The sequence below is a fragment of the Arthrobacter sp. 001422645 genome (assembly GCF_059816125.1).
The window spans coordinates 193099-212921 of record NZ_JCBANT010000005.1; the positions used below are offsets into that span (position 1 = coordinate 193099).

Sequence of the window (19823 nt, forward strand, 5' to 3'; positions counted from 1 at the left end):
GGTTATTTTTCTTCCAGTCCCAGGGCTGTGGCCACGGTGACCACGTCGTTCGCGACCTTGACCGGCTGCACTTCGCTGCCGTCCTCGGTGCGGAGCGCCCACTGCGGATCCTTCAGGCCGTGGCCGGTGACCGTGATGACGATGGTCTTGCCCGACGGCACTTCACCGGCAGCATGCTTCTTAATCAGTCCGGCGACGCCGGCAGCGGAGCCCGGCTCGACGAAGACGCCTTCACGGGCGGACAACCAGCGGTGGGCAGACAGGATTTCCTCGTCGGTCACGGCCTCGATCACACCGCCGGACTCGTCGCGCGCGGCGACTGCGGTGTCCCAGGACGCGGGATTGCCGATCCGGATGGCGGTCGCGATCGTGTCGGGTTCCGTGATCGGGTGGCCTGCGACGAACGGGGCCGCGCCGGCAGCCTGGAAGCCCCACATAACCGGGGTCCGGGTGGAGACCGCGGCCAGCGTGCCGGCGGTGATGGACTCGAAGGGCGCGCAGTATTCCTTGTAGCCCTTCCAGTACGCGGTGATGTTGCCCGCGTTGCCAACCGGGAGCACATGGAAGTCCGGAGCGTCACCGAGCCAATCGACCACCTCGAAGGCACCGGTCTTCTGGCCCTCGATCCGGGCAGGGTTGACCGAGTTGACCAGGAACACCGGGTAGGACTCCCCCAGCTTGCGGGCGATGTCCAGGCAGTCGTCAAAGTTGCCGTCAACCTGCAGCAGGGTTGCGCCGTGCGCGATCGCCTGGCTCAGCTTGCCCATCGAGATCTTGCCTTCGGGTACCAGGACCACACACTTGAGGCCGGCCGCGGTGGCGTAGGCGGCGGCGGAGGCGGACGTGTTGCCCGTGGAGGCGCACACCACGGCCTTGGCACCCGCGGCAACCGCAGCCGTCATGGCCATGGTCATGCCGCGGTCCTTGAAGGAGCCTGTCGGGTTCATCCCCTCGACCTTGAGGTAGACGTCACTGCCGGTGAGCGCGGAAAGCTGTTGCGCGTAGACGAGCGGCGTGCCACCCTCCCCCAGGGTGATGACCGTCGTCTCCTCGGTCACGGGCAGACGTTCAGCGTATTCGCGGATGACGCCGCGCCATTGGTGAGCCACTTAGACTCCTTCTACCCGCAGTACGGATGTAACGGAATTGATGACGTCCAGGCCCTTGACGGCCTCGACGGTGGCTGCCAGTGCAGCCTCGCTTGCGCGGTGGGTCACGATCCGAAGTTCTGCTGATTCAACGTTGGAATCGGCATCGCGGTGGATGGTCTGCCGCATGATTTCAATGGATACCCCGTGCTCCGCGAAGAGACGGGCGATTTTTGCCAGCACACCGGGCTGGTCGGCGACGTCCAGGCCGATGTAGTAGCTGGTGACCGCGGAGGTGATGGGAAGCGCAACAACCTGGCCGGTTGTGGTCTCTGCGCGGCCGGGGCCGCCCAGGACGATGCTGCGGGCGGCGGAGATCAGGTCGCCCATCACGGCCGAGGCGGTGGGTTTGCCGCCGGCGCCCTGGCCGTAGAACATCAGCTCGCCGGCGTTTTCAGCCTCGACGAAGACGGCGTTGAAGGCGCCGTGGACGGCTGCCAGCGGGTGTTCGCGCGGCAGCAACGTCGGGTGCACGCGCACGGAGACGCCGGTGTTGCCGTCGGCTGCTTCCGTGCTTGTTTCCCCGCCTGTGGCCTCCAGCTTTTCGGCGATCGCCAGCAACTTGATCACAAAACCGGCGTCCTTCGCCGCGGCGATGTCCGCCGCGGTGACGGAGCTGATGCCCTCGCAGTACACATCGTCGAGGGAAAAGCGCGTGTGGAAGGACAGTGAGGCAAGGATCGCCGCCTTGGACGCGGCGTCGTGGCCTTCGACGTCGGCGGTGGGGTCGGCTTCCGCGTAGCCCAGGCGCTGGGCCTCTGCCAGGGCGTCGGCGAACTGGGCCCCGGTGGAATCCATCTGGTCCAGGATGAAGTTGGTGGTGCCGTTGACGATTCCGAGCACCCGGGTGATCCGGTCGCCGGAGAGGCTGTCCCGGATGGGCCGCAGGATGGGGATCGCACCGGCGACGGCGGCTTCGTAGGACAGCTGCACGCCGGCCTTGTCCGCTTCCTCGTGGAGGGTGGGACCGTCCTTGGCCACGAGCGCCTTGTTGCCGGTGACCACGCAGGCACCGTTCCGCATGGCGGTCAGGATCAGGGTCCGGGCGGGTTCGATCCCGCCCATCAGCTCAATCACCAGATCGGCGTCCTTGACCAGGGTCTCGGCGTCGGTGGTGAACAGCCCGCGCGGCAGCTCGACGTCCCGGGGTGCGTCGAGGTTGCGCACGGCGATGCCGGCCAGCTCGAGGCGGGCGCCGGCGCGGGACGCCAGCATCTCGGCGTCGTCAAGGAGAATCCGCGCAACCTGGGCCCCGACGTTGCCACAGCCCAAGAGGGCTACTTTCAGGGTTCGCAATTCGGTCATTCAGACTCCCATGTCGCGGTTGAGCAGATCTTCTTCGGTTTCCCCGCGGACAATGAGCCGGGCAGATCCGTCGCGCACAGCGACTACGCCCGGCCGGGCCAGATAGTTGTAGTTGCTTGACAGGGCCCAGCAGTAGGCGCCGGTACCCGGTACAGCGAGCAGATCACCGGCTGCCACGTCCTCGGGCAGATATACATCTCTAACAACTATGTCGCCGCTCTCGCAATGTTTGCCCACTACGCGGGACAGCTCCGGGGCCGCGTCCGAGGACCGCGAGGCCAGAATCGCCGAGTAATCCGCGTCGTACAGCACCGGACGCGGGTTGTCGCTCATACCGCCGTCCACCGACACATACCGGCGCGGGTACGTAACGTTTTTCTCCGGGTCGCCGGATTCGCCGGCCGCCGGGGCGTCGACCCGGACGGTCTTCAGCGTACCCACTTCGTACAGGGTGAACGTGGTGCTGCCGACGATCGCGCGCCCCGGTTCGATCGAGATCCGCGGTGCGGTGATCCCCAGTTCGGCGCACTTGGAGCGGACGACGGCGGCCATCGCCTGGGCGATTTCGGCGGCCGGCCGCGGGGTATCCACAGGGGTGTAGGCGATGCCGTAGCCGCCGCCGAGGTCCAGTTCGGGGAGCACAATCGAGTACTTGGCCTGCATCGCGGCGAGGAAGTCCAGCAGCTTTTCCGCGGCGAGGGCGAAGCCGTCCGGTTCGAAGATCTGCGAGCCGATATGGCAGTGCAGGCCAAGCAGTTCAATGCTGGCGTAGGCCGACGCCGCGGCCACGGCCTCCTCTGCCGCAGACAAGCCGGCCTGTTCGGTGGAGTCCCCGGCCATGGAAAGGCCGAACTTCTGGTCCTCGTGGGCCGTGGCGATGAATTCGTGGGTGTGGGCATGGACGCCCGGGGTCAGGCGCAGCATAACCCTGGCGGTTTCTCCGCGGGCTTCGGCGATCTTGGCGACGCGCTCAAGCTCGGCGAGGCTGTCCACCACGATCCGGCCCAGCTGCAGGTCCAGCGCGCGGTGGATCTCGCCGTCGGACTTGTTGTTGCCGTGCAGCGCGACGTCGGCGCCGGGGATCCCGGCGCGCGCGGCGACGGCGAGTTCCCCGCCCGATGCCGTGTCCAGCCGCAGGCCCTCTTCCTCCACCCAGCGGACGACGGCGGTGCACAGGAAGGACTTACCGGCATAGTAGACGTCCACTCCCCCACAGATGTCCGCGAAAGCGTCGTTGAAGGCGTCGGAAAAGGCGCGGGCACGGGCCCGGAAATCGTTCTCGCTCATCACGAACAGCGGCGTGCCGAACTGGCGCTGGAGCTCGCTGACGGGAATGCCGTCAATGGCGAGTTCGCCGGAGTCGTCCCGGGTGACCCCGGCCGCCCACATCGGCTCGTGCAGGGCATTGAGGTCCTCGGGGACCTGCAGCCACTCCGGCGCGAGAGGGGAGGCTGCGCCGGCAGGGTGGGACGGGGCAGGGTTGGACGGGTTCGTGGTCATGGCGCTTACATCCGTTCCGGCGCCGAGACGCCCAGCAGTTCCAGTCCGTTCGCCAGCACCTGGCTCGTGGCATCGTTGAGCCACAGCCGCGTGCGGTTAAGGTCGGTGATCGGCTCGTCGCCCTGCGGAGCCACCCGGCAGGCATCGTACCAGCGGTGGTAGGCGCCGGCGATGACCTCGAGGTGGCGGGCCACGCGGTGCGGCTCGCGCAGTTCGGCGGCCCTGGCCACGATCGACGGGTAGCTGCCCAGGTGGGACAGCAGTTCGTTCTCGGTCGCGTGCTCCAGGAGGGACGCCTCGAAGCAGTCTTTGCCGTCCACACGGCGCTCCACCCCTGCCGCGACGGCGTTGCGTGCGGTGCCGCGGGAACGGGCGTGCGCGTACTGGACGTAGAACACCGGGTTCTCGTTGCTGTGCTTCTTCAGCAGCTCCGGGTCCAGCGTCAGCGGCGAATCGGCCGGGAAACGCGCCAGCGAGTAACGCACCGCGTCCTTGCCCAGCCAGGAGATGAGGTCCTTGAGCTCAATGATGTTTCCGGCACGCTTGGAGAGCTTGGCGCCGTTGACGGAGACCAGCTGGCCGATCAGGACCTCGATATTGACCTCGGGGTCGTCGCCGGCGGCGGCGGCAATGGCCTTGAGCCGGTTGATGTAGCCGTGGTGGTCGGCGCCCAGCAGGTAGATCTTTTCCGTGTAGCCGCGGTCTTTCTTGGACAGGTAGTAGGCGGCGTCAGCGGCGAAGTAGGTCGGCTCGCCGTTCGCGCGGATCATCACACGGTCCTTGTCGTCCCCGAAGTCCGTCGTGCGCAGCCAGACCGCACCGCCGTCGTCGTAGACGTGGCCCTGCTCCCGGAGCCGTGCGACGGCGTCCTCGATCGCTCCGGCGTCGTGGAGTTCCTGCTCGGAGAAGTAGACGTCGAATTCGACGCCGAACTCGGCGAGGGTGCGCTTGATGTCGTGCAGCTGGGCCTTGTACGCCGCGCCGCGGATCACCGGCAGCGCGGCGACGTCGGTCAGTTCACGGATGTCCGGATGCTGGGTCAGTACCTCGTGGCCAAGATCGGCGATGTATTCGCCGGGGTAGCCGCCCTCCGGGACGCCGCGGCCGTGGAGCCGCGAAAGCACGGAGTGCGCGAAGACGTTCATCTGCGATCCGGCGTCGTTGATGTAGTACTCGGCCGTGACGTCCGCGCCGGAGGCCCGCAGGACGCGTGCGATCGCGTCGCCCAGGGCAGCCCAGCGGGTGTGCCCGATGTGCAGCGGCCCGGTGGGGTTCGCGGAGACGAACTCCATGTTGACCGTGTGGCCCGCGAGCGCGGTGTTGGTGCCATAGGCCGGCCCGGCTTCGACGATGGCCTTGGCGAGGGCGCCGGCGGCGGCGGCGTCAACGGTGATGTTCAGGAACCCGGGGCCGGCGATGTCGACGGCGGACACACCGTCGATGGACTTCAGCCGGGCGCTCAGGACCGAGGCGAACTCCCGAGGGTTGGTGCCGGCTGTTTTGGCCAGTTGAAGGGCGATGTTGGTGGCCCAGTCGCCGTGGTCCCGGTTCTTCGGCCGCTCAACGCGCACCTCATCCGGGACGTCGGATGCGGAAAGCCCGATTTCACCGGCGGCGACGGCGTCCTTCAGGCAGGCGGATATGGCGAGGGAGAGTTCTTCAGGGGTCACAGTTCCAGCCTACCGGTGGCCCGCAGGGTGGCGGAATTTGGCGCCCGTCATACCCCGCCGGCGGCCTGCGGAAAAACCACAGCTTGTAGCGGCAGGATCACAGGGTGAACCACTACGCTGAAAGAAACGTCGTCATCGGAGTGTCAGCTGCGGGCCGCCCCTGGCGGGCTTCGGCGTTCACTCCCCATCCGATCGTCGCCAGAGAAATGAGCCGCTGCATGAACACCTCTCTCCGAAAAAGCGTAGTCGTCGGCATCGCCGGACTTTCCTTGGCCGGTTCCGCGGCTGGTTGCGCGCCCGGACAGGCCTCCGGCCCGCAGAACACCTCCGCCGCGCCGTCTGCCGCAACGGGCGGCAGCTACCAGGACGGCACCTACAGCGCCGACGGAAACTACGTCTCACCGAACGGCAACGAGACCGTGGGCGTCGAACTGACGCTTGCCGGCGGAGCCGTGACCGACGTCAAGATCACCCAGCACCCGTCCAACCCGAACACCCGGAAGTTCCAGGGCGAGTTCGCCGGCGGCATCCAGTCCCAGATCGTCGGCAAGCAGCTCGACGAGATCAAGGTCTCAAAGGTGGCCGGTTCGTCGCTGACCAGCGGCGGCTTCAACCAGGCCGTGGAAAAGATCAAGTCCGAGGCCCAGGCGTAGCAGCAAGTCGTAACCTGCCAGTAGCAGGAGGAGGAAACGTGCCGCATCCGGGCTGGACGGGCTTCAGCTTCGACGGGATTGGTACCCGCTGGGAGATCTCGACGCCGTCCCCGCTCTCCGGCGCGCACCGCCGCCAGCTGCTGGACACCGTGGCAGATTACGACGCCGCCTGGTCCCGTTTCCGGCCGGACTCGCTAATCGCGGGCGCCGCGCGGCAGCCGGGACGCTACGAGCTTCCCGCCGGGGCCGCGGCCCTGGGGCCGCTCTACGAAACCCTGTACCGGCTCAGCGGCGGGGCCATGACCCCGCTGATTGGCGGCAGCCTGGAACACCTCGGCTACGACGCCGGCTACTCCCTGCGCCAGGATGGCCCGCCGCAGCCCGCCCCGCCCTGGGACGACGTGCTGGACTGGCAGGGCACCGTGCTGACCACCCGCGCCCCGGTGGTGATCGACGTCGGGGCGGCCGGAAAGGGGCAACTGGCGGATCTCTTGTCGGCCGTGCTGCGCGAAGGAGGCGTCCGAGAGCACTTCATCGATGCGAGCGGTGATTTGCTCAACGCCGGGCCCGCGCCGGTGGACGTGGGCCTCGAGCATCCCTACGATCCGGCCCGGGCGATTGGAATCGTCAGCCTCGGGACCGGCGCACTCTGTGCCTCCGCCGCCAACCGGCGGGCCTGGGGCGACGGACTGCATCACGTGCTGGACGGCACCACCGGCGCGCCGGTACGCACCGTCGTCGCAAGCTGGGCCATGGCGGCGAGCGCCATGACGGCCGATGCGCTGGCAACGGCCCTGTTTTTCGTCGACGGGTTCCGGCTCCAGCAGGAGTTCGACTGTTCGTGGCTGACCGTCTACTCGGACGGCCACGCGGAGTATTCGGCCGATTTTGAAGGGGTGCTGTTCTCATGACCGCCACAATTTCCACTCCGATCGGTTCACGGCTGGACACGGCGCTGGGCCGCTTCACGATGTACCGGCTGGTCCTCTGGGTCCTTGCCGTGCTGGCCGGCTACAGCCTGCTCCTGAACGTGCTCGGGTGGCTGACGTTCGGGCTCCCGGAGATGATCGCCCATCTGGCGCTCTGCCTCGGCCTGACGTATGCCTCCAACCGTGCCATTGCAGCGCTCTTCCACGTGCGCCCGCACTCTGAATCCTCGCTCATCACGGGGTTGCTGCTCTATTTCCTCTTCTGGCCGACGCAGTTCTCGGCAGGGCTGCAGTACCTGGACCTGGCCGGTGTTGCCCTGGCCTGCGTGCTCGCATCGGCCTCCAAGTACGCCCTGGCCTGGCGCGGCCGGCACATTTTCAATCCCGCCGCGGCCGGAGCCTTCATCACCGGGCTGACGGGACTCAATATCGCCACCTGGTGGGCCGCGACCCCCGCGATGCTTTGGCTCGTGCTGCCCGGGGCCCTGCTGGTTCTGTACCGGGTCCGGAAGCTGCTGATGGGGGCGGTGTTCACGCTGGTGGCGGTGTCAATCGTGGCCGTGGAACTACTGCGCGCCGGCATGTCCCTGGGCGAAGCGCTATGGCAGCCCATCGCCCAGCGCCCGGTGCTGTTCTTCGTCGGCTTTATGCTGACCGAGCCGCTCACCCTGCCGCCGCGCCGGTGGCAGCAGCTGGCGCTGGCCGCCGTCGTCGGCCTGCTGTTCGCCGTCCCCTACAACCTGGGCTTCGTGGCCAACTCCCCGGAGCTTGCGCTGCTGGCGGGCAATGCGCTCGCCTTCATCGCCGGGCAGCGCGGCCGCGTCCTGCTCCGCTTCCGCAGCTCCCGGCCGTTGACCCCGACGACGACGGAGTTCAGCTTCCAGCCCGAGCGCCCGCTCCGCTTCACCCCGGGGCAGTACATCGAACTGAACCTGCCACACGGGAAGGCCGACCACAAGGGCCGGCGGCGGGTGTTCAGCCTGACCAGTCCCCCGGGCTCCGCCGAGCTCAGGATCGGTGTGGGAACGGCCGGTCCGCTGTCCACCGCCAAGCGGGCGCTCCTTGACCTGGAGGCCGGCGACGAGCTGACGGCCACGACTGTGGGCGGGGACTTTGTCCTGCCGCGGAATCCCGGAACGCCGGTGCTGCTCATCGCGGCGGGCATCGGCATCACGCCATACCTTGCCCAGCTGTCCGACGGCTCCGCCGGGGACCGCGACGTGGTCCTGCTGTACCTCGCCCGGACCACCGGCGAGCTCGCCTATGCCGAAGAACTGGAACGTGCCGGGGTGCGGGTCATCGCGAGGCTTTCCGACGGCTCCCCGCCGCCCGCCTTTATGCAGGACGCCGGCGCGGCCCGGATCGACGGCGCGGCGCTGAAGGAGCTGGTCCCTGACATCGCCGGCCGTGAAGTCTACGTGTCCGGCTCGCCCGCGAGCGTCCGTTCCCTCCGCACTGCCGCCCGCCAGGCCGGGGCGCGGCGGGTCCGCGTGGACTCCTTCTCCGGGTACTGAGGTGCCGGGAGTGTCGATTTTCCCTTGGAGCCCACCTTCCTGCTAAGCTCTAGGACGTCCCGCCGGTAACGGCAGGAACCCTGACTGCCCTCGTAGCTCAGGGGATAGAGCGTCTGCCTCCGGAGCAGAAGGTCGTTGGTTCGATTCCAATCGAGGGCACACACAAAACCCCGCCGTTTCAGTGAAACGGCGGGGTTTTCCCTTGCCCGGAAAATGCCCGGCACCTTGCCGGCAACCACCTCTTGGCATCCGACAGTGTTTGTGGCGGGAGATGCTGGTCTCCGGCTTTGGGGATAAGGCAAAAAGACCCTATTTCCAGGCGCGTTGCGTATGCAATGGTGTAACCATGTGGATCGTCGTGCTGCTCGCCCTTGGGGTAGTGGTCGCTCTCTGGCAAGTCATCTTGGCGGGGCTCATCCTTTGGGCACTTGTAACCTGCATCAGGTGGTGGATCGCGTTCGCTGCAGGAGCGAAGCCGAAGCCGATCCGCCCCCGCAAACCCGTCCAGACCCGGCCGGAGGTCAAGCGCAAACCCGTCCAGACCCGGCCGGAGGTCAAGCCCAAACCTAGGCCCGCACAGACCAGGCCAGAGGTCAGGCCCACGCCGGACTACCTGCCCAGGTGGACTGCCAGCCGTCGGCTGGACTCCGACCTCGAGCATGCCCGGTGGCAGGACGCATTCGACCGCCGGGCCGCCTGACCCGGCCCGACCTGGCGTCGGGCGTTGATGGCGTCGGGCGTTGATGCCGCGCGTCGGCCGTTGATACGGCGTCAGTTCCGGGTTTCGACGATCTCCTTGAGCTTCTCCAGGGCAGGCGGCCAGGCGTCGTCGAACATGGCGACGAATTCGTCCTCGCTGTCAAGCTCCACGTCCACCGTGGTTGCCCCTTGGAACTCGCTGAAGGCGTACTTTTCGTGGGAACCCATAAAGGCCTTCGCAGCCTCGCTCGTGGTGTCATCCTCGCCGTTGACGACCTGCCCGGTGTAGCGCAGGGAGATCAGCTCGTTCGGCCGGTTTTCCTCCACCGTGGCGATCATCCCCGCCACGGAACCGTCGCCGTCGTGCCCCAGGAAACGGATTTCGCTCCCTTGGTTCCAGTCCCCCTCGTAGGAGGACTCGCCGAATACGCTGGTCCACTCGCGGTACGTGGCTTCGTTCAGCATGGTGGTCCACACGTCCTGCACGGGGGCGTTGATCGTCACCGAATACCGTAACTTTTCCATGCGTGATTTTACGTCCGGGCTCAGCCGGCCACCAGTACGAAGTGCAAGACGCAGCACAGCGGACCGAAGGAGCGGGCGCGGCACCCTGCCAATTGTCGGCGCCCGCTCGTAGGCTGTCTGCATCGGCAGCGGGATTCCGGCGGCCGGGCGACTGGACTGGGTGCCGGCTGCCGCACCACGTCGGGATCCCGCCGAAGCACAAAGGGGTCTCACATGCACTGTTCCATCATTCCGCCCTACATGCTCCGCCGCCTGGCGGCCCAGCGCGTGCCGGAGCTCTCCGACGCCGCCCGCGCGGCGAAGGAAGCCCTGCACCACGTCCCGAGCTTCCAGGCGTCCCGGGCAATGCCCGGTCCCGGCAGCCACCCGGGATTGCGCGAGCCCAAGCCGGCCGCGCCGGAGCGGACGGTCTACGACGCCAAGTTCACCGACCAGCTCCCCGGCAGCGCGGTCCGCAAAGAGGGGGAACCGCCCACCGGTGATCCCGCCGCTGATGAGGCCTATGACGGGCTGGGGCACACCCACCGCCTCTACGCCGAAGCCTTCGGCCGAAACTCGATCGACGGCAACGGCCTCCACCTTGATGCCACGGTCCACTACGGCCGCCTGTACGACAACGCATTCTGGGACGGACAGCAAATGGTTTTCGGTGACGGCGACGGCCAGGTGTTCCAGCGGTTCACGAAGTCACTGAGCGTGATCGGCCACGAGCTCGCCCATGGCGTCACCCAGTACTCTGCGGGGCTGGTGTACCGCAACCAGGCCGGCGCGCTGAACGAATCGATGTCCGATGTCTTCGGGGCGCTTGTTGAGCAGTTTGTCCAGCAGCAGCCGGCGGCCGCAGCCGGTTGGCTGATCGGCGAGGGCCTGTTCACGGACCAGGTCCAAGGGACCGCTTTGCGTTCCATGAAGGCCCCGGGAACGGCCTACGACGACGACGTGCTCGGCAAGGACCCGCAGCCGGACTCGATGGACGGCTATGTCCACACGAGCGCCGACAACGGCGGGGTGCACATCAATTCCGGGATCCCCAACCGCGCGTTCTATCTGGTTGCCACGACCCTCGGCGGCAACGCGTGGGATGCGCCGGGCCGAATCTGGTACGAGACCCTGACAGGTGGCACCCTGTCTCCTACCGCCACGTTCGGCGCGTTCGCCAAGGCCACCGCCGCGTCTGCCAAGGAGCTCTTCGGGGCGGACTCCGCCGAGCATGACGCCGTGCGCTCCGCGTGGGAAACTGTGAAGGTAAAGCTCCCCGGAGCCCGGCGAAAGCCCAGCTCATGACCATCCGGGACCCGTGAAGTTCACCGCCCCATGAAAATCACTATCTTGAAAATCACCGTCCCCAGTAAGATCACCGCCCCATGAAAATCACCGTCCCATGAAAATCACCGTCCAGCGCAGCGGCGGCATAGCCGGCATGAAACGGACGTGGACCGTGCAGCCCACGCCACCGGAGGACACGGACCTCTGGCAGCCGCTGATCGAAGCCTGCCCGTGGGACGCCGTCCCACGGGCAGGCCGGGGCGCCTCCGTGGGCCAGCCGGACCGGTTCCTGTACAACATCCGAGCCGGACAGCACCGTGCAACCCTGCCCGAGCAGGCCGTCACCGGGCCGTGGCGGGATCTCGTCGAGACAGCCCAGGCCGCGGCAGAGCCGGAGCCGCGCCTCCCCTAGACTGCGGCGGCCAGGTGCCCGCGGAATGTCCGGCGGTAGGACTGGGGGCTCGTGTCCAGCACCTTGGCGAAGTGGTGCCGCAGCAGCACCGAGTGGCCGAATCCGGATTCGCGGGCGATTTCGTCGATGTTGAGGTCCGTGGTCTCAAGCAGCTCCTGGGCCCGCAACACTCGCTGTGAGTTGAGCCAGGCGGCCGGGGTGGCTCCCGTTTCGGAACGGAAGCGCCGGGCAAACGTCCGCGGAGACATGTGGACCCGCGCGGCGAGTTCGTTGACCGAATGGTCTTCCCCCAGATGACGCACCATCCACTGCAGGAGTTCCTCCATGGGCTCGGAACCGCACCGCGGGATCGGCCGGTCGATGAATTGGGCCTGGCCGCCGTCGCGGTGCGGTGGAACCACCATGTCGCGGGCTATGCCCGCCGCCACGTTCGCGCCGAATTCCACCCGGATCAGATGCAGGCAAGCGTCGATGCCGGCGGCCGTGCCAGCGCTGGTGATGATCCTGCTGTCCTCGACGTAGAGGACGTTCTCATCCACTATCGCAGCGGGGTACCGGCTGGCGAGCTCCTGGGAGTAGTGCCAGTGCGTGGTGCAGCGGCGGCCGTCCAGCAGGCCGGCCCGGGCCAGCGCAAACGCCCCGGAGCAGATGGACATAACCCAGGCGCCGCGGGCGTGGGCATCCCGCAGCGCGTCCAGGACGGACTCGGGGACGTCCTCGTCACGGCCGAAGGGGGTCATGATGACCAGGTCCGCGTCCGCTGCGGAGTCCAGCCCCAGACTCACCTGCATGGACAGCCCGGACTTCATCGGGACGTCGCCCGGCACCGGGGTGCAGACGCGGAAATCAAACGCGGGGACGCCGTCGCCACGCGCCGAGCGGTCGATGCCGAACACTTCGAACGCGGTCGCAAACTCGAAGACCGAGAAGTTGGGGACCACGATCATTGCCACTGATTTGATCATGACTCCATTGTGGCAGAAACAGTGGCAGAAATTATAGCTTTTTGGGCATTTCTGCCACTTCTTTTGCCCGTGCCACCGGAGAACCATGGAGGTATGGAACTCATCGGAATCGCACTCATCGTCCTCATCGTCGTCGGCGTCGCCGCCACCGTCGCAGCCCTCCGCAAGGACGGCCTGGGCCACAACCCCCCGGTCCGCTCGGAGGACTACTGGTCCGCACTGGACCTCCCCAGCAGCAACTACACCTTCCGGATTTTCTGATCCGGCCCTGCAGCCGGATCGCGCCGCACCCAACGAAACGCTTACCCAAGAAACAAACCCGCCCCCGCTGCCCGGCCCCGCCAGGGACCGGGCACTTCCCTGCCGGGAGGATTGCCGCGGAACCGCCACCGGGACAGTTCCCAGTAGACTGTGTGCAGCCATGACACTGCATATCTCCTACCCCGCCGAGCTGCCGGTCTCCGAGCGCCGCGAGGACCTGATGGCCGCCATCGCGGCCAACCAGGTGACCATCATCGCCGGCGAGACCGGTTCCGGTAAGACGACCCAGATTCCCAAGATGTGCCTGGAGCTTGGCCTCGGCGAGAACGGCCTCATCGGCCACACGCAGCCGCGCCGGCTGGCCGCCCGTACGGTCGCCGAACGCATCGCGGAGGAACTCGGCGTCGACATCGGCCAGGAGGTGGGCTTCCAGGTCCGGTTCACCGGGGAGGTCAGCCGCAACACCAAGGTCAAGCTCATGACCGACGGCATCCTGCTGGCCGAGATCCAGCGGGACAAACTGCTGCGGAAGTACAACGCCATCATCATCGACGAGGCGCATGAACGCAGCCTCAACATCGACTTCATCCTCGGATACCTCAAGCGGATCCTGCCGCAGCGGCCGGACCTGAAGATCATCATCACCTCCGCCACCATCGACCCGCAGCGATTCGCCAGGCACTTCGGCAGCGAGGAAGATCCCTCGCCGATCATCGAGGTTTCCGGCCGCACCTACCCGGTCGAGATCCGCTACCGCCCGCTGTCCCAGCCGGCCGGCGGGGCCCCCGGTGACGATGACGTGGCCGCCTCCGAGGACGAACTGGAGGAGGACCGCGATCCGCTGGACGCCGTGTGCGACGCCGTCGACGAGCTCGCGCAGGAAGCGCCCGGCGACATCCTGATCTTCTTCTCCGGCGAACGCGAAATCCGCGACGCCGCCGAGGCGCTCAACGGCAGGATCCAGTCCAACCGGAGACTGGCCGGCACGGAGGTACTCCCCCTCTTCGCCCGGCTCAGCCTGCAGGAACAGCACAAGGTCTTCCACCCCGGCAACAAGCGACGGATTGTCCTCGCCACCAACGTCGCCGAGACCTCGCTGACGGTCCCCGGCATCAAATACGTCATCGACACCGGCACCGCGCGCATCTCCCGCTATTCACACCGCACCAAGGTCCAGCGCCTGCCGATCGAGCGCGTCTCGCAGGCCTCGGCCAACCAGCGCTCGGGCCGTTGCGGCCGCGTCTCCGACGGCATCGCGATACGGCTGTACTCGGAGGAGGACTTCGAGTCCCGGCCGCTGTTCACCGATCCGGAGATCCTGCGCACCAACCTCGCCGCCGTCATCCTGCAGATGACCGCAATGGGCGTGGCCCGCGGGCCGAAGGACGTGGAGAACTTCCCGTTCGTGGAGCCCCCGGACTCCCGCGCCATCAACGACGGCGTCACCCTCCTGCGCGAGCTGGGCGCCCTGAGCGCTGCGCGCCCGCAGGAAGAAACGGGCGACGGCGACGGACGCACCGGCCGCCGGCCGGCGGGCGCTGCAGGCAGAAACGGCGGCGGGTTGACCGCCGTCGGGCAGCAGCTCGCCCAGCTGCCCGTGGACCCGAGGCTCGGCCGGATGATCGTCGAGTCCGGCAAGCGCGGGTGTGTTCGCGAGGTCATGATCCTCGCCGCCGCGCTGACCATCCAGGACCCGCGCGAGCGTCCCACCGACAAGCAGCAGCTCGCCGCGGAGAAGCACGCGCGTTTCCGGGACGAGAATTCTGACTTCACCGGCTTCCTGAACCTCTGGAACTACCTCCAGGAGAAGCAGCAGGAGCTCTCCTCCACGGCCTTCCGCCGGCTCTGCCGAGCCGAGTTCATCAACTACCTGCGCGTCCGCGAGTGGCAGGACCTCTTCGCCCAACTGCGCCAGCTGGCCCGGCCGCTTGGCATCAGCCTGGACAACAAGCGCCTGGCCGATCCCGTGGGCAACCATGAGGGCATCCACATCAGCCTGCTCTCCGGCCTGCTGAGCCACGTGGGCATCCTCGATGAGCGCAAGCGTGAATACGCCGGCGCCCGCGGCAGCCGCTTCGCGATCTTCCCCGGCTCGGCCCTGTTCAAGAAGTCCCCCACCTTCGTTATGGCCGCGGAACTGGTGGAGACCAGCCGGCTGTGGGCCCGCGTGGCGGCGAAGTTCGACCCGCTGTGGGTTGAGCAGGTGGCGCCGGATCTGGTCAAGCGCAGCTACAGCGAACCGCACTGGTCCAAGAAAATGGGCTCGGTGATGGCCCATGAGAAGGTGACGCTGTACGGCGTTCCCATCATCCCGAGCCGCCGGATCAACTACGGAAGGGTGGATCCGGAACTCTGCCGCGAGCTGTTCATCAGGCATGCCCTGGTGGAGGGCGACTGGCAGACCCACCACAAGTTCTTCCACCGCAACCGGGCCTTGCTCCACGAGGTCGAGGAACTCGAGGCACGGATGCGGCGCCGGGACATCCTGGTGGACGACGAGACGCTCTTCGAGTTCTATGACGCCCGGATCGGCAAGGACGTTGTGTCCGAGCGGCACTTCGACAAGTGGTGGAAGGACGCGCGGCAGCAGGACCCCGCCCTGCTCGATTTCGACCAGGCGCTGCTGATCAGCGAAGACGCCGACGCCCTGGACGACTCGGCCTACCCGCAAGCCATGCTGCACAAGGGATTTGAGCTGCCGCTGAGCTACGAGTTCCATCCCGTGGCCCCCGGATCGCCGCCCAATCCGTCCGACGGCGTCACCGCCGAGGTGCCCGTGCTGTTCTTGAACCAGCTCGACGACGCGGCCTTCCGCTGGCTGATTCCCGGCCAGCGGGTGGAGCTGGTCACCGCCCTGATCAAATCGCTACCCAAGCAGGTGCGCAAGAACTTCGTGCCGGCCCCGGACGTCGCCCGGCAGGCCGTCGCGGCCTTGCAAGCCGACTTCGATCCGGCCACCGACGAACTGGAGGCCTCCCTCGAGCTGGTGCTGCGCCGGCTCCGGGGCCAGGTCATCCCGCCGAATTCCTGGAACTGGGAGGCCGTTCCGCCGCACCTGCGGGTCAGTTTCCGCGTCGTGGACTCCCGGGGGAAGGTGCTGGACGAGGGCAAGGAGCTGACGGCGCTGCAGGAAAGGCTGGCACCGGCCACGCGCCGGGCGATCGCCGAGTCGCTGGGCGCCACGCCCGCGACGACGGCGCCCGCGTCGAACGGCAGGTCCGGCGGGAAGTCCGCCGGGGCCGGTGCGGCACCAAGCTCAGCAGCTTCCGCGGCGGCTGCGTCGGCGGCCTCGACCGGGTTCGCCGAGAAGTCGGGGCTGACCTCCTGGTCCTTCGGAACGCTGCAGCGCCAGGTCAAGGGCACGGTGAAAGGGCACACCGTCACCGGCTATCCGGCGCTCGTGGACGAGGGAACGTCCGTGGCCCTCCGGCTCTTCCAGACCAGTTCCGAACAGGAGCAGGCCATGCGCGGCGGAGTTATCCGCCTGCTCGCCCTGAAGGTGCCGCCGCCTGACCGCTACGTCCTGGAGCACCTGAACAACACCGAGAAGCTGACCTTTAGCCAGAACCCGCACGGCTCGGTCACGGCTCTGATCGCGGACTGCGCCCTCGCCGCCATCGACAAGCTCACCCCGGCCGAACTGCCGTGGGACGAGGCGTCCTTCACTGCACTCTACGAGAAGGTCCGCGCCGAGCTGATCGACACGGTCTTCACCGTCACCGCGGTCGTGGAGCGCATCCTCGCCAGCACCCGCCGGATCGAGAAGGCCCTCAAGGGAACCAGCAGCCTGGCCCTGATCAGCGCCCTCAACGACATCAAGAGCCAGCTGGAGCAGCTCGTGTTCCCCGGTTTTGTGGCACGCACGGGCTACAGCCAGCTCAGCCAGCTCCCGCGTTATCTCGCCGCGATCGAGAAGCGCCTGGAGAAGCTCCCGACGAACGTCCAGCGGGATGCGCAGCACATGGCCGCGGTCCAGGCCCTGGAGGACGACTACGACGACGCCGTGTCGGCGCTTATCCCGGGCCGGCGGGCCGGCGCCGAGTTAACCCAGGTCCGCTGGATGATCGAGGAGCTCCGGGTGAGCCTCTTCGCCGTCGAACTCGGAACAGCGTATTCAGTTTCCGAGAAGCGGATCCGCGCGGTGCTCAACAAGGCGCTGGCGCCGGCGTAGCGGGCCTCAGGCCTCCGGAACGTGGGCCGCGTGCCCGGCGTTCCGGAGGCCTTCGCGGAGCTTCTCCGCGTTGGCGTCCAGCCGTGCCGGATCAGGGTGCTGGTCCGCCGAACCGAAGTCAAAGTCCGCCATCGTGTTGGACGGCCACACGTGCACGTGCAGGTGGTTGATCTCGTAGCCGGCCACGATGAGGCCGGCACGTGCCGCGCCGAACACGCCGACCTGCACGGCACCGATCTTCTGCGCCACCTGCATCACGCGGGCCAGCAGTTCGGGCGACGCGTCCGTCCACCGGTCCACTTCCTCGGTGGGAACCACGAGGGTGTGGCCGTCGGCGAGCGGACCAACCGTCAGGAACGCCACGACGTCGTCCTCCCGCCAGACGAAGCGGCCGGGGATTTCGCCGTTGATGATCCTGGTGAAGAGAGTGCTCATGCGTCTGCCCTTTCCGAGGGTGTTCCGAGGGTACTGGTGTCCAGGACAAAACGGTACTTCACGTCTCCGGCCACCATGCGGTCGTAGGCGTCATTGAGCTGGTCCGCCCGCACCACCTCAACGTCCGAGGTGACGCCGTGCTCGGCACAAAAGTCCAGCATTTGCTGGGTCTCGGCGATGCCGCCGATCAGCGACCCGGCGTACGCGATGCGGCGCCGGATCAGCGCGCCGGGGTTCACCGGGGGCATCTTTTCCGAGGGCAGCCCGAGCTGGAAGAGGGCACCGTCCACCCGCAGGGTGCGGAAGTACGGGTTGAGGTCGTGGGGCGCGGCGACGGTGTCGATGATGACGTCGATGCTCCGGTTCGCGGCGTCCATCGCGGCCTCGTCCCGGGACAGGATGACCTCGTCCGCGCCGAGTTCGCGGGCTGCGGCGAATTTGGACTCCGACGTGGTGAAGACCTTCACTTCGGCGCCCATGGCCTTGGCCAGCTTCACGGCCATATGGCCCAGCCCGCCCAGGCCGACGACGCCGACGACGTCGCCCTCCTCGACGTCGAAGTGGCGCAGCGGAGAGTAGGTTGTGACGCCGGCGCACAGCAGCGGCGCGGCCGCGGCGGGATCAAGGCTTTCCGGGACGTGCAGCACGTAGCGGCGGTCGACGACAACGGAGGTGGCGTAGCCGCCCTGCGTGATGGCGTCGCCGTTCCGGCGGTCCTTGGCGCCGTAAGTCCCGGTCATGCCGTTTTCGCAGTACTGCTCCAGGCCGTCGAGGCAGCTGTCGCATTCGCGGCAGGAATCCACCAGGCAGCCGACGCCGACCAGCTCACCAAGGGTGAAGTCGTCGACGGCGGAGCCCACCCGGCTGACCCGGCCGACGATTTCGTGGCCCGGGACCAGCGGGTAGTTCTGGCTTCCCCACTCACCGCGGGTGGCGTGGACGTCCGAGTGGCAGAGCCCGCAGAACTCGATGGCGATCTCGACGTCGTCCTCTTTCGGCGAGCGGCGCGCCACCGTCAGCGGAACCAGGCCGCTGTCGCTGGCTGTGGCACCGTAGGCGGCGGCAAGGCGGGGGCCCGGCGTTCCCGTTACGTCCGCGGTGCCTGTGGCGCCTTCGGTGTCGGCGGCGTCCGCGGACAGATCGGGCAGCGGCTTGGCGAGGGGCGGCGGTACGGGGCGTCCAGGAGTCATGACTTGACGCTAACCCGGGCGGCGGGAGTTGGCCAATCAGAACGAGGGCTTTCGTTCCGTGCCTGCGACGATAGTGACGTGGAATCTCAACCAGTCACCGCAGCCGATGTCCAGGCAGCTGACCGCATGTGGGGCGCTTACGCCGCCGCGCATCCCGAAGCCGTTGCCGCGTCCCCCGAATACACCGTGGAGCACTTCGGTGATTCGAAACGGCTCGCCAACGATCTCCTCGGTATTGTTCTCAGCGGAAGGAAACGCGCGACGGCGGAACTCGTCGCGGACTTCATCGCCCGCGGCGACCAGGTGCCCCGGATCGGATCCCACTGGATTGCCTGCGACGGCGATGGGCTGCCCCGCATCATCATCCGCAGCAGGGAACTCCGCATCGGCCCCTTCACGAGCGCTGACAGCGCCTTCGCTCGTGATGAGGGCGAAGACGACATGACGCTGGAAAGTTGGCAGCGTGAACACCGCCGATACTGGACGCGGGTCTCCGCCGCCGCCGGGCGTGAATGGTCAGAAGACGACGAGATCGTGTTTGAGCGCTTCGCCGTGGTCTGGCCGCCCGAGCACGCGGACGCACGCTCGGTTTAGTGTCAGAGGGCGTCGGGCCGACCGGCCCGTTCCGGGGGCTTCCATTGGTTGTCGGTGGTGCCCGGTACGTTGGTTTTATGGACGGCGAGCAGAAGCCCGGCGGGGTTTCAGAAGCATCGACAGACAGCACGGCCACGGGCTGTGAGAGTGCTGCGCTGATCGACCAGATCCGTGATCTCGAGGACCAGAAATCTGCCCTGTCCGCCCGGCAGGCCCGCCTGTCCGTCGCTTTTGACCTGGCCCAGCGCCGTGAACAGGCCGCCGCCGGGATGCCCGCGGACCAGCTCGGGGCCGGGGTCGCCGCGCAGATCGCCCTGGCCCGGCGCGAATCCCCCGCCAAAGGCGGCAGGCTCCTCGGCCTGGCCAAAGCCCTGGTCACCGAAATGCCGCGCACCCTGGCGGCGCTGGAAGCCGGGCAGATCAACGAATGGCGCGCCACCCTCCTGGTCCGGGAGACCGCGTGCCTGACCGCGGAGGACCGGGCGGCCGTCGACGAGGAGCTCGCCGCTGACACCGGGACGTTCGACGGCGCCGGGGACCGGCGCATCATCGCCGCGGCCCGGGCCGCGGCCTACCGCCGGGACCC

At 67.6% G+C, this 19823-nt stretch carries 17 protein-coding genes, 1 tRNA gene and 1 pseudogene; 11 read left to right on the forward strand and 8 right to left on the reverse strand.

Features of this window, described 5'->3' with window-relative positions:
* Positions 1 to 2: 2 nt before the first annotated feature.
* From thrC to argS, 4 genes are read right to left on the reverse strand one after another with little or no spacing between them, the layout of a single operon-like run.
* Entirely contained in the window at positions 3 to 1109 is a 1107-nt protein-coding gene (thrC, locus tag AC6EUH_RS08100) for a threonine synthase (protein WP_499738311.1), read from the reverse strand.
* On the reverse strand, positions 1110 to 2453 hold the full coding sequence (locus AC6EUH_RS08105; RefSeq protein ID WP_056426083.1) for a homoserine dehydrogenase: 1344 nt from the start codon (positions 2451 to 2453) through the stop codon (positions 1110 to 1112).
* Complete coding sequence (gene lysA / locus AC6EUH_RS08110; protein WP_499738312.1) at positions 2454 to 3953, reverse strand: diaminopimelate decarboxylase; 1500 nt, start codon at positions 3951 to 3953, stop codon at positions 2454 to 2456.
* Between the two features lie 5 nt (positions 3954 to 3958).
* Positions 3959 to 5623: an arginine--tRNA ligase gene (argS, locus tag AC6EUH_RS08115; RefSeq protein ID WP_056426077.1), complete on the reverse strand. Its 1665-nt coding sequence runs from the start codon at positions 5621 to 5623 to the stop codon at positions 3959 to 3961.
* A 218-nt stretch (positions 5624 to 5841) separates the two neighbouring features.
* On the opposite strand from argS, the gene AC6EUH_RS08120 reads away from it, so the two are divergent.
* The 5 genes from AC6EUH_RS08120 to AC6EUH_RS08140 all read left to right on the forward strand — a co-directional run bounded on the left by AC6EUH_RS08120 (position 5842) and on the right by AC6EUH_RS08140 (position 9419).
* On the forward strand, positions 5842 to 6276 hold the full coding sequence (locus AC6EUH_RS08120) for an FMN-binding protein (protein WP_056426071.1): 435 nt from the start codon (positions 5842 to 5844) through the stop codon (positions 6274 to 6276).
* Between the two features lie 38 nt (positions 6277 to 6314).
* A complete protein-coding gene (locus AC6EUH_RS08125; protein WP_056426068.1) occupies positions 6315 to 7187 on the forward strand; it encodes an FAD:protein FMN transferase in 873 nt (290 codons plus the stop codon).
* Complete coding sequence (locus AC6EUH_RS08130; protein ID WP_499738313.1) at positions 7184 to 8719, forward strand: ferredoxin--NADP reductase; 1536 nt, start codon at positions 7184 to 7186, stop codon at positions 8717 to 8719. Before AC6EUH_RS08125 ends, AC6EUH_RS08130 begins: the two co-directional genes overlap by 4 nt.
* A gap of 86 nt (positions 8720 to 8805) precedes the next feature.
* Positions 8806 to 8878 (forward strand) — tRNA-Arg (locus AC6EUH_RS08135).
* A gap of 187 nt (positions 8879 to 9065) precedes the next feature.
* Positions 9066 to 9419 (forward strand): hypothetical protein, encoded by a 354-nt coding sequence (locus AC6EUH_RS08140; protein ID WP_056426062.1) that lies wholly within the window; start codon positions 9066 to 9068, stop codon positions 9417 to 9419.
* A gap of 71 nt (positions 9420 to 9490) precedes the next feature.
* Here the strand turns inward: AC6EUH_RS08140 and AC6EUH_RS08145 are convergent, their stop codons facing one another.
* Complete coding sequence (locus AC6EUH_RS08145) at positions 9491 to 9943, reverse strand: SRPBCC family protein (protein WP_162238811.1); 453 nt, start codon at positions 9941 to 9943, stop codon at positions 9491 to 9493.
* A 213-nt stretch (positions 9944 to 10156) separates the two neighbouring features.
* Here AC6EUH_RS08145 and AC6EUH_RS08150 point away from each other — a divergent pair, with 213 nt between their 5' ends.
* Both AC6EUH_RS08150 and AC6EUH_RS08155 read left to right on the forward strand, forming a co-directional pair.
* Positions 10157 to 11227, forward strand: a complete 1071-nt coding sequence (locus AC6EUH_RS08150; protein WP_056426054.1) for a M4 family metallopeptidase — start codon at positions 10157 to 10159, stop codon at positions 11225 to 11227.
* A 97-nt stretch (positions 11228 to 11324) separates the two neighbouring features.
* A complete protein-coding gene (locus AC6EUH_RS08155) occupies positions 11325 to 11621 on the forward strand; it encodes a protealysin inhibitor emfourin (protein WP_056426051.1) in 297 nt (98 codons plus the stop codon).
* Here AC6EUH_RS08155 and AC6EUH_RS08160 read toward each other — a convergent pair.
* The gene (locus AC6EUH_RS08160; protein WP_056426048.1) at positions 11618 to 12586 is read right to left on the reverse strand and encodes a GlxA family transcriptional regulator; all 969 of its coding nucleotides are present in this window, start codon (positions 12584 to 12586) and stop codon (positions 11618 to 11620) included. The two genes, AC6EUH_RS08155 and AC6EUH_RS08160, sit on opposite strands and share 4 nt — an antisense overlap.
* A gap of 93 nt (positions 12587 to 12679) precedes the next feature.
* On the opposite strand from AC6EUH_RS08160, the gene AC6EUH_RS08165 reads away from it, so the two are divergent.
* Both AC6EUH_RS08165 and hrpA read left to right on the forward strand, forming a co-directional pair.
* The gene (locus AC6EUH_RS08165) at positions 12680 to 12847 is read left to right on the forward strand and encodes a hypothetical protein (protein WP_200912976.1); all 168 of its coding nucleotides are present in this window, start codon (positions 12680 to 12682) and stop codon (positions 12845 to 12847) included.
* A 160-nt stretch (positions 12848 to 13007) separates the two neighbouring features.
* The gene (gene hrpA, locus AC6EUH_RS08170; RefSeq protein ID WP_499738314.1) at positions 13008 to 17018 is read left to right on the forward strand and encodes an ATP-dependent RNA helicase HrpA; all 4011 of its coding nucleotides are present in this window, start codon (positions 13008 to 13010) and stop codon (positions 17016 to 17018) included.
* A gap of 6 nt (positions 17019 to 17024) precedes the next feature.
* Here hrpA and AC6EUH_RS08175 read toward each other — a convergent pair whose 3' ends face one another.
* Positions 17025 to 17453: an HIT family protein gene (locus AC6EUH_RS08175; protein WP_056426042.1), complete on the reverse strand. Its 429-nt coding sequence runs from the start codon at positions 17451 to 17453 to the stop codon at positions 17025 to 17027.
* Complete coding sequence (locus AC6EUH_RS08180) at positions 17450 to 18643, reverse strand: NAD(P)-dependent alcohol dehydrogenase (RefSeq protein WP_056426039.1); 1194 nt, start codon at positions 18641 to 18643, stop codon at positions 17450 to 17452. The genes AC6EUH_RS08175 and AC6EUH_RS08180 overlap by 4 nt, the downstream gene beginning before the upstream one ends.
* Before the next feature lie 126 nt (positions 18644 to 18769).
* Here AC6EUH_RS08180 and AC6EUH_RS08185 point away from each other — a divergent pair, with 126 nt between their 5' ends.
* Complete coding sequence (locus tag AC6EUH_RS08185; protein ID WP_056426036.1) at positions 18770 to 19237, forward strand: ASCH domain-containing protein; 468 nt, start codon at positions 18770 to 18772, stop codon at positions 19235 to 19237.
* Positions 19238 to 19314: 77 nt separating this feature from the next.
* Positions 19315 to 19823 (forward strand): annotated as a pseudogene (locus AC6EUH_RS08190) (HNH endonuclease); the annotation flags it as partial.

Coding starts and splice junctions, on each gene's coding strand:
- AC6EUH_RS08105 (WP_056426083.1), bottom strand. CDS start 2,453: ATGACCGAATTGCGAACCCTGAAAGTAGCCCTCTTGGGCTGTGGCAAC.
- lysA (WP_499738312.1), bottom strand. CDS start 3,953: ATGACCACGAACCCGTCCAACCCTGCCCCGTCCCACCCTGCCGGCGCA.
- AC6EUH_RS08120 (WP_056426071.1), top strand. CDS start 5,842: ATGAACACCTCTCTCCGAAAAAGCGTAGTCGTCGGCATCGCCGGACTT.
- AC6EUH_RS08130 (WP_499738313.1), top strand. CDS start 7,184: ATGACCGCCACAATTTCCACTCCGATCGGTTCACGGCTGGACACGGCG.
- AC6EUH_RS08140 (WP_056426062.1), top strand. CDS start 9,066: ATGTGGATCGTCGTGCTGCTCGCCCTTGGGGTAGTGGTCGCTCTCTGG.
- AC6EUH_RS08145 (WP_162238811.1), bottom strand. CDS start 9,943: ATGGAAAAGTTACGGTATTCGGTGACGATCAACGCCCCCGTGCAGGAC.
- AC6EUH_RS08150 (WP_056426054.1), top strand. CDS start 10,157: ATGCACTGTTCCATCATTCCGCCCTACATGCTCCGCCGCCTGGCGGCC.
- AC6EUH_RS08155 (WP_056426051.1), top strand. CDS start 11,325: ATGAAAATCACCGTCCAGCGCAGCGGCGGCATAGCCGGCATGAAACGG.
- AC6EUH_RS08160 (WP_056426048.1), bottom strand. CDS start 12,586: ATGATCAAATCAGTGGCAATGATCGTGGTCCCCAACTTCTCGGTCTTC.
- AC6EUH_RS08165 (WP_200912976.1), top strand. CDS start 12,680: ATGGAACTCATCGGAATCGCACTCATCGTCCTCATCGTCGTCGGCGTC.
- hrpA (WP_499738314.1), top strand. CDS start 13,008: ATGACACTGCATATCTCCTACCCCGCCGAGCTGCCGGTCTCCGAGCGC.
- AC6EUH_RS08175 (WP_056426042.1), bottom strand. CDS start 17,453: ATGAGCACTCTCTTCACCAGGATCATCAACGGCGAAATCCCCGGCCGC.
- AC6EUH_RS08180 (WP_056426039.1), bottom strand. CDS start 18,643: ATGACTCCTGGACGCCCCGTACCGCCGCCCCTCGCCAAGCCGCTGCCC.
- AC6EUH_RS08185 (WP_056426036.1), top strand. CDS start 18,770: ATGTGGGGCGCTTACGCCGCCGCGCATCCCGAAGCCGTTGCCGCGTCC.